Source organism: Streptomyces sp. SJL17-4 (genome assembly GCF_036826855.1).
GTDB lineage: Bacteria > Actinomycetota > Actinomycetes > Streptomycetales > Streptomycetaceae > Streptomyces.
On sequence record NZ_CP104578.1, the window covers coordinates 1,865,837 to 1,878,247 of the forward strand.

Below are 12,411 nucleotides of genomic sequence, written 5' to 3' on the forward strand. Positions count from 1 at the left end.
GCACACGTCGAAAATAGCCCCGCCGGTCGGTCAGTCCTTCTCCCAGCCCGAGTGGAGGCGGGCCTTCACGTCGTCCGGGGGCAGGAACCGGGACCAGCGCTCGGGGAACTCGGACGGCATGTCCGGGTCGTCCTCGTCGACGTCCTCCGCCTCCGCGCGCACGCGTGCGACGAGTTCCGCCGCCTGGACGGCGCGGGCCCGCTCGTTGGCCTCGCGGGCCGCCGCGGTGGCGACGGAGGGCCAGACGCGGTCGATGGCGGCGTTCACGGCGGCGCCGACGAGGACGGCGAAGGCCGAGATGCCGATCCAGAGGAGGACGGCGATGGGGGCGGCGAGGGAGCCGTAGATCGTCGGTCCCTCGACCTGGCTGGTGAGGTAGATGCGCAGCAGGAAGCTGCCGAGGACCCACATCCCGAGTGCCACGAGGGCGCCCGGAATGTCCTCGATCCAGGGCGATCTGACGGGCACGGACACGTGGTAGAGCGTGGTGAGGAAGGCGATGGAGAGCAGGATGACGGCCGGCCAGTAGAGGACGGAGACGACCTCGGTGCCCCAGGGGACGAGTTCGACGACCCGGTCGGGTCCGACGACCGCGAGGGGCAGCACGACGGCGCCGATGAGCAGGGCCACGATGTAGAGCAGGAAGGCGAGGAGCCGGGTCTTCACGATGCCTCGGTGGCCGTCGAGCCCGTACATGACGGTGATGGTGTCGATGAAGACGTTCACCGCGCGCGAGCCGGACCAGAGGGCGATGGCGAAGCCGAGGGAGATCAGGTCGGCGCGTTTGCCCTGGGTCACGTCGTCCAGGACCGGTTTGGCGATCTCCTCGACGCCCCGGTCGGAGAGGACGGTCCCGGCAGCGCGCAGGATGTTCTCCTGGATGCTCGCCACGGTGTCCGTGTTGGTCCAGTCGTCGGCGTAGCCGAGCAGGGCGATCAGACCGAGGAGCAGCGGCGGCAGCGACAGCAGGGTGAAGAACGCCGCCTCGGCGGCGAGGCCGAGGATCCGGTACTCGATGCACGAGTTGACGGTGTCCTTGAGGAGCAGCCAGACCATCTTCCGCTTCGAGACGTTGCGGTAGAGGACACGCGCGCGGTGGAGCCTGCTCCAGGGCCGCCGCTCGGGCCGTTCGGGTGTTTCGCTTGCTACCTGCACCTGCTTACCGTATCGGCATGGCAGCAAGCACCCACACCGTGACCAACCAGGCTCCGCCCCTGGTCGGGTACGACGTCTTCATGACCGATCTCGTTCTCACGGAGGCGGTCGAACGACATCTCGCGCCGGAGCTCCTGGCGGAGGCCCGCGAGGACCTCGTCGTGCTCGGCCAGGCGGCCGGTTCGGCCCAGGTCCGGGAGTGGGGCGAGCAGGCGAACGCGAACCCGCCGCGGCTGCGGACCCACGACCGGTACGGCCACCGGATCGACGAGGTCGACTTCGATCCGGCCTGGCACCGGCTCCTCGGCAAGTCGGTGGGGGCCGGGCTGACGGACGCGTGGGGCACGCCGGGCGGTCATGTACGGCGGGCCGCCGGGTTTCTGGTGGTGTCACAGCCGGAGGCGGGGCACGGCTGCCCGCTGTCGATGACGCACGCCGCCGTGCCCGCGCTGCGCGCCGAGCCGGAGCTCGCCGAGGTGTGGGAGCCGGCGGCCACCTCGCACGTGTACGAGCGGGAGCTCCGCCCGGTCGCGGAGAAGCCGGGCGTCCTGCTCGGGATGGCCATGACCGAGAAGCAGGGCGGCAGCGACGTCCGGACGAACACGACGGAGGCGCGCCCGCTGGCCGCTGACGGGGAGTACGTCCTGACGGGCCACAAGTGGTTCTGTTCGGCGCCGATGTCGGACGCCTTCCTGGTCCTCGCGCAGGCACCGGCGGGGCTCACCTGTTTCCTGGTGCCCCGGGTGCTCGCGGACGGCTCGCGCAACGCCTTCGCGATCCAGCGGCTGAAGGACAAGCTGGGCAACCGTTCGAACGCCTCCGCCGAGGTCGAGTTCGACGGGACGACCTGGGCGCGCCGGGTCGGCGAGGAGGGGCGCGGGCTCCGCACGATCATGGGCATGGTGGCGGCGACCCGGCTCGACTGCGTCCTCGGTTCGGCGGCGCTGATGCGGCAGGCGGTCGCGCAGGCCGTGCACCACAGCGCGTACCGCGAGGCCTTCGGCGGGCCGCTGATCGAGAAGCCGTTGATGCGGAACGTGCTCGCGGATCTGGCCTTGGAGTCGGAGGCGGCGACGGTCCTGGGCATGCGTCTGGCAGCGGCCTACGACGCCGTCGACGCCGGCGGCGACGACGCCGAGCGGGAGCGGGCCCTGCTCCGTATCGCCGTTCCCGCGGCGAAGTACTGGGTCACGAAGCGGTGCACGCCGATGGTGGCGGAGGCGCTGGAGTGCCTGGGCGGCAACGGGTACGTGGAGGAGTCCGGGATGCCCCGGCTGCTGCGGGAGTCGCCGCTCAACTCGGTCTGGGAGGGCTCGGGGAACGTCCAGGCGCTCGACGTGGTCCGGGCGCTGCGGACGGAGCCCGCCGCGCTGGACGCGTTCCTGCGGGATGTCGGGGCGGCGCGGGGCGCGGACCACCGGCTCGACCGGGCGATCCGGGGGCTGCTCGTCGAACTGGCGGACCTGGAGGGGATCGAGGCGCGGGCGCGGCGGCTCGCGGAGCGGCTCGCGCTGGTCCTCCAGGGGGCGCTGCTCGTGCGGTGGGCGCCGCCGGAGGTCGCGGACGCGTTCTGCGCGGCGCGGCTGGGCGGGGACGGCGGCGCGGCGTTCGGGACGCTGCCGCACACGCTGGACCTGCGGGCGCTCGTGGAGCGGGCGCGGGTGGCAGTCTGAGGCGACCGACGTACACCCGGGGGAAGTTCGCCGCGCGTGCCAGGGGTGGACCGCAAGGGTCGGCACGCGCGGAAAAGCGGGGGTGGTGCTGCGCCGACACGGCACCACCCGCCGCTCGCACCAGCTTCACCCAGGGGGCCGGTCGGCGACCAGAGTTGCAAAGGGTTGCAGGATTACCCGAACCGGGCCTCGCCGGACGGTTCCGAACGGCACGATGGGCACCGACACTCCGGACATCTGCCTCGTGCAGAACCGATACAGCACTCCGGGTGGCTGGGAGAGACCGATGAATAACACGCAGCTCGACATGAAGCGCCTCGCCGCCATGGACGCCGCCCACGCCACCCGGCTGCTCCACCGGGTCCGCGAGGAGACGCTCGCCGGCCGTACGCCGCCGATCGCGCCCCGCGCGGTGATCGACGCGTCCTGGCAGCGGATGGCCCGGCTGGGGCTCGATCCCGACCAGGGCACGAGCAGTGTGCTCCTCCAGCGCGACGAGCTGGAGGAGCGGCGCAGGACCACGCTCCTCTCCGAGGTCATGCAGACGCTCAGCGGCGGGCTCGCCGGCATCGCCGACACCTCCCTCCAGATCATGGTGGTCACCGACGAGCACGGCCGGGTGCTGTGGCGGCAGGGGAACCTCGCGGTGATGCGGCAGGCGAACGGCATCTGTCTGGAGGAGGGCGCGGCCTGGACCGAGCACACCGCCGGGACGAACGCGGTCGGTACGGCCCTCGCCATGGGCCGGGCGGTGCAGGTGCACTCCGCCGAGCACTACGTCCAGGCGCTCCACAACTGGACCTGCGCCGCCGCGCCCGTGCACGACCCGCGCGACCGTCGGCTGCTCGGCATCCTGGACGTGAGCGGTCCCGCGTCCAGCTTCCATCCGGCGATGCTGGCCCTGGTCGGTTCGGTGGCCCAGCTCGCCGAGGCGGAGATGCGGGAGCGGCACCGCCGCTCGGTCGAGCGGCTTCGGGCGGTGGCAGCGCCGATCCTGTGCCGGGTGGGCGGCCGGGCCGTCGCGGTGGACGCCCACGGCTGGACGGCGGCGGTGACGGGGCTCGCGCCGGTGGACCGGATCGCGCTGCCGAAGTCCTTCAGGTCCGGCCGGATGTGGCTGCCCTCGCTCGGCGTCTGCGCGGTGGAGCCGCTGCCGGGCGGCTGGCTGCTGCGGGTCGAGGACGAGACGGCGGCGGAGGAGCCGGGCGCGGCGGCGGCGAGCCGGGTGGTGCTCGACCTGAGCAGGCCGCGCCGCTGGACGGTGTCCGTCTCGGGTGCGGCCGGCAGCTGGCAGCAGGAGCTCAGCCCCCGGCACGCCGAGCTCCTCTACGTCCTGGCGATGCACCGGGACGGCCGGACGGCGGCGGAGCTGGCGGACGACGTGTTCGGGGACCGTACGCGGACGGTGACCGTACGGGCGGAGATGTCCCGGGTACGCCGGAACCTGGCCGGGGTCCTGGCGCACCGCCCGTACCGCTTCAGCGAGGAGGTCGCGGTGGAGGTCCTCCGCCCGGAACGCCCGGCGGACCTGCTGCCCCACTCCCTGGCACCGGCGGTACGGGGCCCGCGCACGGGGACGAACGCGTAGGGCGCCGCGGATCGGGGCCGCGCGCGGCGCCGGCTGCGTGGCTGCGGGCGGCTGCCTCGGGCTGTCCAGCATCCGGACACCCTGGACCGGCCGCCCGGCAGCCGGGCCCCCGTCACCCGGCCCCCTGTCGCCGTGCCGGGCGGGGTCGTGATGCGATGAGCCCATGCGCATCACTCTCACCACCTGGTCCCTCGAACAGACCTCACCGTCCGACCTCCGCCCCTCCCCCGTCCCGGAGGGGGACGACATCACGATCGCGCGGGCCGCGGTCCCGTCGCCGGAGTACAGCCGCTTCCTCTATACGGCGGTCGGCGGCGACATCCGCTGGAACGACCGGCTGTCGCTGACGTACAAGCAGTGGCAGGAGATCGTCGAGAAGCCGGGCGCAGAGATCTGGGTGGCGTACGACAAGGGGACGCCGGCCGGGTACGTGGAGCTGGACCCGCAGGACGACGGCGTCGTGGAGATCGTCTACTTCGGCCTGATCCCGGCCTTCCGGGGGCGCCGGATCGGTGGTCACCTGCTGTCGTACGGGGTGGCGCGGGCCTGGGACCTGGCCGAGCGCTGGCCGGAGCGGGAGGCGACGAAGCGCGTCTGGCTGCACACCTGCTCGCTCGACGGCCCGCACGCGATGGCGAACTACGAGCGCCGGGGCTTCCGGCTCTTCGACACGAAGGTGGAGGAGGTCGAGGAGACCGAGACGCCGGGACCGTGGCCGGGCGCCCACGCCTGACGTCGCCCGGCGCGTCGCCCGTGCGTGCCCCTCGGTGCACGACGCCCGGCGCGCCGCCCCGTGCATCGCGCCGAAGACCCGTGAAGGGGCCCTGATCAGGGCCCCTTTCGCGTGACCCAGACCACACCATCTCGCTAAGCGAGACGACTATGTCCGCATTCTGGACGATGCTGGACTGGGTCCAAAGTCCCGTGACACGCTTCCGTCATGTCTGGAACTGGAATTGCCTTGGTGAGTCGGCGGCACGTCGACCTAGGCCGCATGTCCAGCGCCATCTGTCCGGCGCGCTGAGAGAACCAGCACCGCCGCGATCACTTTTCAGCACGACTCTGCCCGACCCTGCTGCGCACTGACGCGCCACCCTCCGACCTGCGCGCCAGTGTGCAGGTCAGAGCCGCCCTCTCGCAGTCCCGAAGGACAAGACGCCATGGCCGCCACCCCGGAAAACCCCACTCCCGCCGCCGCACGCCGCAAGACCGGGCGCCACCGTGGCGAGGGTCAGTGGGCCGTGGGGCACTTCACCCCCCTGAACGGCAATGAGCAGTTCAAGAAGGACGACGACGGTCTCAACGTACGGACACGTATTGAGACGGTCTACTCGAAGCGCGGATTCGACTCCATCGACCCCAACGACCTGCGCGGACGCATGCGCTGGTGGGGCCTCTACACCCAGCGCAAGCAGGGTCTGGACGGCACCAAGACGGGTGTCCTGGAGCCGGAGGAGCTGGACGACGAGTACTTCATGCTCCGCGTCCGTATCGACGGCGGCCGGCTGACCACCGAGCAGCTCCGGGTCATCGGCGAGATCTCCGAGGAGTTCGCCCGCGGCACCGCCGACATCACGGACCGGCAGAACGTCCAGTACCACTGGATCCGCATCGAGGACGTCCCCGAGATCTGGAACCGCCTGGAGGCGGTCGGCCTCTCCACCACCGAGGCCTGCGGCGACACCCCGCGTGTCATCCTCGGCTCCCCGGTGGCCGGCATCGCGGCCGACGAGATCATCGACGGCACGCCCGCGATCGACGAGATCTACCGTCGGATCGTCGGCAACAAGGACTTCTCCAACCTGCCCCGCAAGTTCAAGTCCGCGGTCTCCGGCTCGCCGCAGCTCGACGTGGCGCACGAGATCAACGACATCGCCTTCGTCGGCGTGAACCACCCGGAGCACGGCCCCGGCTTCGACGTCTGGGTCGGCGGCGGTCTCTCCACCAACCCCAAGCTGGGCGTCCGCCTCGGCACCTGGGTCTCCCTCGACGAGGTCCCGGACGTCTACACGGGCGTCATCTCGATCTTCCGCGACTACGGCTACCGGCGGCTGCGCAACCGCGCCCGTCTGAAGTTCCTCGTCGCCGACTGGGGCCCGGAGAAGTTCCGCCAGGTCCTGGAGGACGAGTACCTCCAGCGGAAGCTCACCGACGGCCCCGCCCCCGAGCAGCCCGCCGGCCAGTGGCGCGACCACATGGGCGTGCACCGGCAGCAGGACGGCCGCTTCTACATCGGCTTCGCCCCGCGCGTGGGCCGGGTCGACGGCGCCACCCTGACCAAGATCGCCGGCCTGGCCGAGCAGCACGGCTCCGGCCGTCTGCGGACCACCGCGGACCAGAAGATGATCCTGCTCGACGTCGAGGAGGCGCAGGTCGACTCGGCCGTCGCCGCCCTGGAGGCGCTCGACCTACGGGTGAACCCGACCCCGTTCCGGCGCGGCACGATGGCCTGCACCGGCATCGAGTTCTGCAAGCTCGCGATCGTCGAGACCAAGGCCCGCGGCGCCTCGCTCATCGACGAACTGGAGCGCCGCATCCCGGAGTTCGACGAGCCGCTGACGATCAACATCAACGGCTGCCCGAACGCCTGCGCCCGCATCCAGGTCGCGGACATCGGCCTCAAGGGCCAGCTGGTCCTGGACGACGACGGCAACCGCGTCGAGGGCTACCAGGTGCACCTGGGCGGCGCGCTCGGCCTGGAGGCCGGCTTCGGCCGCAAGGTCCGCGGCCTCAAGGTCACCGCGACCGAGCTCCCCGACTACGTGGAGCGGGTCCTCAAGCGCTTCCAGGCGGAGCGCGAGACCGGCGAGCGCTTCGCGACCTGGGCGGCCCGCGCCTCCGAGGAGGCGCTCTCGTGAGCGACGCACGCGCGGCCGCCGGGCTGCGGACGACAGCGAAAGCCGCACCTCTCCGCCGCGCGGGCGGAGAAGCGAACAAGGAGGCACTGTGAGCGAGCGTGCGGCCCCCTTCTTCTGCCCCTACTGCGGCGACGAGGACCTGCGTCCCAACGAGCAGGGTCACGGCGCCTGGGAATGCGCCGCGTGCAGTCGAGCCTTCCAGTTGAAGTTCCTGGGGCTGCTCGCCCCCGGAACTTCGGGCAACACCCCTGGAGGGAAAGAGATATGACGACGACTCACGACACGACCACGGCCGACCTCAAGGCACTCGCCGAGCAGGCCGGCCGCGATCTGGAGGACGCCTCCGCGCTGGAGATCCTCCGCTGGGCCGTGGACACCTTCGGTGAGGGCTTCTGCGTCACCTCCTCCATGGAGGACGCGGTCGTCGCCCACCTCGCCTCCCGGGTCCGGCCCGGCGTGGACGTCGTCTTCCTCGACACGGGCTACCACTTCGAGGAGACCATCGGCACCCGTGACGCCGTGGACGCCGTCATGGACGTCCACGTCATCACCCTGACTCCGCGTCAGACGGTGGCCGAGCAGGACGCCGAGTACGGCCCGAAGCTCCACGACCGCGACCCCGACCTGTGCTGCGCGCTGCGCAAGGTCAAGCCCCTCGAAGAGGGCCTGACCCGGTACAGCGCCTGGGCGACCGGGCTGCGCCGCGACGAGTCCCCCACCCGGGCGAACACCCCGGTCGTCGGCTGGGACGAGAAGCGCCGCAAGGTCAAGGTCTCCCCCATCGCCCGCTGGACGCAGGACGACGTCGACGCGTACGTCACGGAGCACGGCGTCCTCACCAACCCGCTCCTGATGGACGGTTACGCCTCCGTCGGCTGCGCCCCCTGCACCCGCCGCGTCCTGGAGGGCGAGGACGCCCGCGCCGGACGCTGGGCGGGCCGTGGCAAGACCGAATGCGGGCTGCACGGATGACGGACACTCAGGAAGTTCAGGAGAAGCACGTGACGGGTGCCACCATCTGGCTCACCGGCCTGCCGAGCGCCGGCAAGACCACCATCGCGTACGAGCTGGCCGGCCGGCTCCGCGAGGAGGGCCACCGCGTCGAGGTGCTCGACGGCGACGAGATCCGCGAGTTCCTCTCCGCGGGCCTCGGCTTCAGCCGCGAGGACCGGCACACGAACGTGCAGCGGATCGGGTTCGTCGCGGAGCTGCTCGCCTCCAACGGCGTGAAGGCCCTCGTCCCCGTCATCGCCCCGTACGAGGACAGCCGCGAGGCGGTCCGCAAGCGCCACGCCTCCGAAGGCACGCCCTACGTCGAGGTGCACGTCGCCACCCCGGTGGACGTCTGCTCCGTACGCGACGTGAAGGGTCTCTACGCCAAGCAGGCCGCCGGCGAGATCAGCGGCCTCACCGGCGTCGACGACCCGTACGACGAGCCGCGCGATCCGGATCTGCGGATCGAGTCCCACACCCAGACCGTGCAGGAGTCCGCGGCGCAGCTCCACGCGCTGCTCACCGAGAGGGGTCTGCTGTGACCACCGTCGCCCATGTTCACGACAGCACCGACAATCCGTACGCGCTGTCGCACCTCGACTCCCTGGAGTCCGAGGCCGTCCACATCTTCCGTGAGGTGGCGGGCGAGTTCGAGCGGCCGGTGATCCTCTTCTCCGGCGGCAAGGACTCCATCGTCATGCTGCACCTGGCGCTGAAGGCCTTCGCCCCCGCGGCGATCCCCTTCACGCTGCTGCACGTCGACACCGGGCACAACTTCCCCGAGGTCCTGGAGTACCGCGACCGCACGGTCGCCAAGCACGGCCTGCGGCTGCACGTCGCCTCCGTGCAGGAGTACATCGACGCCGGCAAGCTGCGCGAGCGCCCCGACGGCACCCGCAACCCGCTGCAGACGGTGCCGCTCACCGAGGCGATCCAGCAGCACCGCTTCGACGCCGTCTTCGGCGGCGGCCGCCGCGACGAGGAGAAGGCCCGCGCCAAGGAGCGGGTGTTCTCGCTGCGTGACGAGTTCTCGCAGTGGGACCCGCGCCGCCAGCGCCCCGAGCTGTGGCAGCTCTACAACGGCCGGCACGCCCCCGGCGAGCACGTCCGTGTCTTCCCGCTGTCCAACTGGACCGAGCTGGACGTCTGGCAGTACATCCAGCGCGAGAAGATCGAGCTCCCGGAGATCTACTTCGCCCATGAGCGCGAGGTGTTCGCCCGCAGCGGGATGTGGCTGACGGCCGGCGACTGGGGCGGCCCGAAGGAGTCCGAGACCACGCAGACGCGGCTGATCCGCTACCGCACCGTCGGCGACATGTCCTGCACCGGCGCCGTCGACTCCGACGCCACCACGCTGGACGCCGTCATCGCCGAGATCGCCGCCTCCCGGCTCACCGAGCGGGGCGCGACCCGCGCCGACGACAAGATGTCCGAGGCCGCGATGGAAGACCGCAAGCGCGAAGGGTACTTCTAATGAGCACGTCCACCGAGCAGCTGACCGAGCAGCTGGCGGCCACCACCCTGCTGCGCTTCGCCACCGCCGGCTCCGTCGACGACGGCAAGTCCACCCTGGTGGGCCGCCTCCTCCACGACTCCAAGTCGGTCCTGGTCGACCAGCTGGAGGCCGTGGAGCACGCCTCGCGCTCCCGTGGCCAGGAGGCCCCCGACCTGGCGCTCCTCACCGACGGTCTGCGGGCCGAACGTGAGCAGGGCATCACCATCGACGTGGCCTACCGCTACTTCGCGACGCCCCGCCGCCGCTTCATCCTCGCCGACACCCCCGGGCACGTGCAGTACACCCGGAACATGGTGACCGGTGCCTCCACCGCCGAGCTGGCCGTGGTCCTCGTCGACGCCCGCAACGGCGTGGTCGAGCAGACCCGCCGGCACGCGGCCGTCGCCGCGCTCCTCCGCGTGCCGCACGTGGTCCTGGCCGTGAACAAGATGGACCTGGTCGAGTACCGGGAGCCCGTCTTCGCCGCGATCGCCGAGGAGTTCACGACGTACGCCTCCGAGCTCGGCGTCCCGGAGATCACCGCGATCCCGATCTCCGCGCTGGCCGGCGACAACGTCGTGGAGCCGTCCGCGAACATGGACTGGTACGGCGGCCCGACGGTCCTGGAGCACCTGGAGACCGTCCCGGTCAGCCACGACCTGACGGCCTGCCACGCGCGGTTCCCCGTGCAGTACGTGATCCGCCCGCAGACCGCCGAGCACCCCGACTACCGGGGCTACGCCGGTCAGATCGCCGCCGGCGCCTTCCGGGTCGGCGAGGAGATCACCGTCCTGCCGTCGGGGAAGACCTCCACGATCACCGGGATCGACGCCCTCGGCGAGGCCGTGGACATCGCCTGGGCCCCGCAGTCGGTCACCATCCGGCTCGCCGACGACATCGACATCTCGCGCGGCGACCTGCTCGCCCCGAGCGGTGACGCCCCGGCGACCACCCAGGACATCGAGGCGACCGTCTGCCACGTGGCGGACCGGGCGCTCGCCGTCGGCCAGCGGGTGCTGCTGAAGCACACCACCCGCACGGTCAAGGCGATCGTCAAGGAGATCCCGTCGCGGCTGACCCTGGACGACCTGTCGCAGCACCCGAACCCGGGGCAGCTGGTCGCCAACGACATCGGCCGGGTCGTGGTGCGCACCGCCGAGCCGCTCGCGCTCGACGCGTACGCCGACTCGCGCCGCACCGGTTCGTTCCTGCTGATCGACCCGGCGGACGGCACCACGCTCGCGGCGGGCATGGCGGGCGAGTCCTTCGCCACCGCCAAGGCCGTCGCGGTCGTCGAGGACGAGGAAGGGTGGGACTTCTGACATGAGCGAGAACGTCTACGCCACCTTCGCGAAGGAGGGCGGCCGGGTGGGCTCCGGCGCCCTCGGTGCGGGCATGGGAGGCGTCGCGCGATGTGCGTGCTGACCTCGACGCGCCGCATGCGCGGCGCGACCCCGCTCCACCCCGAACGACATAGAAGCAGACTTCGAAAACGCTGAATCGAGGGGAAAACCTCCCGTGCCTGCCACGACCCGTACCACCCTGCGCCGCGGCCTCGCCGCCGCCGCCGCTCTGCCGCTGCTCATCGGCGCACTCGCCTCCTGCGGCTACGGCTCCGAGGCCAAGACCGACGAGAAGAAGGTGGTCGCCGAGGGCGAGAAGCTCTCCGCCGACACCGTACGGCTCGGGTACTTCCCCAACCTCACGCACGCGACCGCCCTGGTGGGCGACCAGGAGGGCATCCTCCAGAAGGAGCTGGGCGGCACGAAGCTGGTGCCGACCACCTTCAACGCCGGCCCCTCCGAGATCGAGGCGCTCAACGCCGGCTCGATCGACATCGGCTTCATCGGCCCCTCGCCGGCCATCAACGGCTACGTCAAGACGCAGGGTTCCAACCTGCGCATCATCGGCGGCGCCGCCTCCGGTGGGGTGAAGCTCGTGGTGAACCCGGACAAGATCAAGACCCTGGACGACGTCAAGGGCAAGCGGATCGCCACGCCGCAGCTCGGCAACACGCAGGACGTGGCCTTCCTCAACTGGATCTCCGAGAAGGGCTGGAAGGTCGACGCCCAGAGCGGCAAGGGCGACGTCTCCGTGGTCCGCACGGACAACAAGGTCACCCCGAACGCCTTCCTCTCCGGTGCCATCGACGGCGCCTGGGTGCCCGAGCCGACCGCGTCGAAGCTGGTCAGCGACGGGGCGAAGGTGCTCCTCGACGAGTCCGACCTGTGGCCCGACAAGAAGTTCGTGATCACGAACATCATCGTGTCGCAGAAGTTCCTGAGCGCGCACCCGGACGTCGTCGAGGCCTTCCTGCGCGGCGCGGCGAAGACCAACGAGTGGATCAACGCCAACCCGGACGAGGCGAAGGCCTCCGCCAACGCCAAGCTGAAGGACCTCTCGGGCAAGGCGCTGGGCGCGAAGGTGATCGACGCCGCGTGGCCGTCCATCCGGTTCACCAACGACCCGCTGGCCGCCACGCTCCAGGCGCAGGCCGACCACGCGGTGAAGGCCGGTCTCCTGGAGAAGCCCGACCTGCGCGGCATCTACGACCTGAAGCCGCTCAACAAGGTCCTGAAGGCCGCGGGGCAGCCCGAGGTCTCCGACGCCGGTCTCGGCGCGAAGTAACAGCCCGCAGCTGATCTCCAG

At 71.3% G+C, this 12,411-nt stretch carries 12 protein-coding genes; 11 read left to right on the forward strand and 1 reads right to left on the reverse strand.

All coding sequences use genetic code 11. The annotated features are described in order from the left end of the window. Nucleotides 1-30: 30 nt before the first annotated feature. Nucleotides 31-1,155 (reverse strand): YihY/virulence factor BrkB family protein, encoded by a 1,125-nt coding sequence (locus N5875_RS08210; protein WP_318206256.1) that lies wholly within the window; start codon nt 1,153-1,155, stop codon nt 31-33. Nucleotides 1,156-1,172: 17 nt separating this feature from the next. On the opposite strand from N5875_RS08210, the gene N5875_RS08215 reads away from it, so the two are divergent. The 11 genes from N5875_RS08215 to N5875_RS08265 all read left to right on the forward strand — a co-directional run bounded on the left by N5875_RS08215 (nt 1,173) and on the right by N5875_RS08265 (nt 12,390). Then, nucleotides 1,173-2,828: an acyl-CoA dehydrogenase family protein gene (locus N5875_RS08215; protein ID WP_338492573.1), complete on the forward strand. Its 1,656-nt coding sequence runs from the start codon at nt 1,173-1,175 to the stop codon at nt 2,826-2,828. Between the two features lie 286 nt (nt 2,829-3,114). Beyond that, nucleotides 3,115-4,416 (forward strand): GAF domain-containing protein, encoded by a 1,302-nt coding sequence (locus tag N5875_RS08220; RefSeq protein ID WP_318206258.1) that lies wholly within the window; start codon nt 3,115-3,117, stop codon nt 4,414-4,416. Between the two features lie 163 nt (nt 4,417-4,579). Further along, nucleotides 4,580-5,149, forward strand: a complete 570-nt coding sequence (locus tag N5875_RS08225) for a GNAT family N-acetyltransferase (protein WP_338492576.1) — start codon at nt 4,580-4,582, stop codon at nt 5,147-5,149. Between the two features lie 207 nt (nt 5,150-5,356). Beyond that, a complete protein-coding gene (locus N5875_RS08230) occupies nt 5,357-5,440 on the forward strand; it encodes a putative leader peptide (RefSeq protein ID WP_310591794.1) in 84 nt (27 codons plus the stop codon). 136 nt (nt 5,441-5,576) lie between these two features. After that, nucleotides 5,577-7,274, forward strand: coding sequence for a nitrite/sulfite reductase (locus tag N5875_RS08235; protein WP_318206260.1), 1,698 nt, complete (start codon nt 5,577-5,579; stop codon nt 7,272-7,274). An 88-nt stretch (nt 7,275-7,362) separates the two neighbouring features. Next, nucleotides 7,363-7,542: a hypothetical protein gene (locus N5875_RS08240; protein WP_318206261.1), complete on the forward strand. Its 180-nt coding sequence runs from the start codon at nt 7,363-7,365 to the stop codon at nt 7,540-7,542. Further along, nucleotides 7,539-8,246, forward strand: a complete 708-nt coding sequence (locus N5875_RS08245; protein ID WP_318206262.1) for a phosphoadenylyl-sulfate reductase — start codon at nt 7,539-7,541, stop codon at nt 8,244-8,246. The genes N5875_RS08240 and N5875_RS08245 overlap by 4 nt, the downstream gene beginning before the upstream one ends. After that, on the forward strand, nt 8,243-8,809 hold the full coding sequence (gene cysC / locus N5875_RS08250; protein ID WP_318206263.1) for an adenylyl-sulfate kinase: 567 nt from the start codon (nt 8,243-8,245) through the stop codon (nt 8,807-8,809). Before N5875_RS08245 ends, cysC begins: the two co-directional genes overlap by 4 nt. Next, a complete protein-coding gene (gene cysD, locus N5875_RS08255; RefSeq protein WP_318206264.1) occupies nt 8,806-9,741 on the forward strand; it encodes a sulfate adenylyltransferase subunit CysD in 936 nt (311 codons plus the stop codon). Before cysC ends, cysD begins: the two co-directional genes overlap by 4 nt. Continuing rightward, nucleotides 9,741-11,084 (forward strand): GTP-binding protein, encoded by a 1,344-nt coding sequence (locus tag N5875_RS08260; protein WP_318206265.1) that lies wholly within the window; start codon nt 9,741-9,743, stop codon nt 11,082-11,084. The genes cysD and N5875_RS08260 overlap by 1 nt, the downstream gene beginning before the upstream one ends. 196 nt (nt 11,085-11,280) lie before the next feature. Beyond that, nucleotides 11,281-12,390, forward strand: a complete 1,110-nt coding sequence (locus tag N5875_RS08265) for an aliphatic sulfonate ABC transporter substrate-binding protein (RefSeq protein WP_318206266.1) — start codon at nt 11,281-11,283, stop codon at nt 12,388-12,390. Nucleotides 12,391-12,411: the final 21 nt, after the last annotated feature.

Coding starts and splice junctions, on each gene's coding strand:
- N5875_RS08230 (WP_310591794.1), top strand. CDS start 5,357: ATGTCTGGAACTGGAATTGCCTTGGTGAGTCGGCGGCACGTCGACCTA.
- N5875_RS08220 (WP_318206258.1), top strand. CDS start 3,115: ATGAATAACACGCAGCTCGACATGAAGCGCCTCGCCGCCATGGACGCC.
- N5875_RS08215 (WP_338492573.1), top strand. CDS start 1,173: ATGGCAGCAAGCACCCACACCGTGACCAACCAGGCTCCGCCCCTGGTC.
- cysC (WP_318206263.1), top strand. CDS start 8,243: ATGACGGACACTCAGGAAGTTCAGGAGAAGCACGTGACGGGTGCCACC.
- N5875_RS08225 (WP_338492576.1), top strand. CDS start 4,580: ATGCGCATCACTCTCACCACCTGGTCCCTCGAACAGACCTCACCGTCC.
- N5875_RS08235 (WP_318206260.1), top strand. CDS start 5,577: ATGGCCGCCACCCCGGAAAACCCCACTCCCGCCGCCGCACGCCGCAAG.
- N5875_RS08260 (WP_318206265.1), top strand. CDS start 9,741: ATGAGCACGTCCACCGAGCAGCTGACCGAGCAGCTGGCGGCCACCACC.
- N5875_RS08245 (WP_318206262.1), top strand. CDS start 7,539: ATGACGACGACTCACGACACGACCACGGCCGACCTCAAGGCACTCGCC.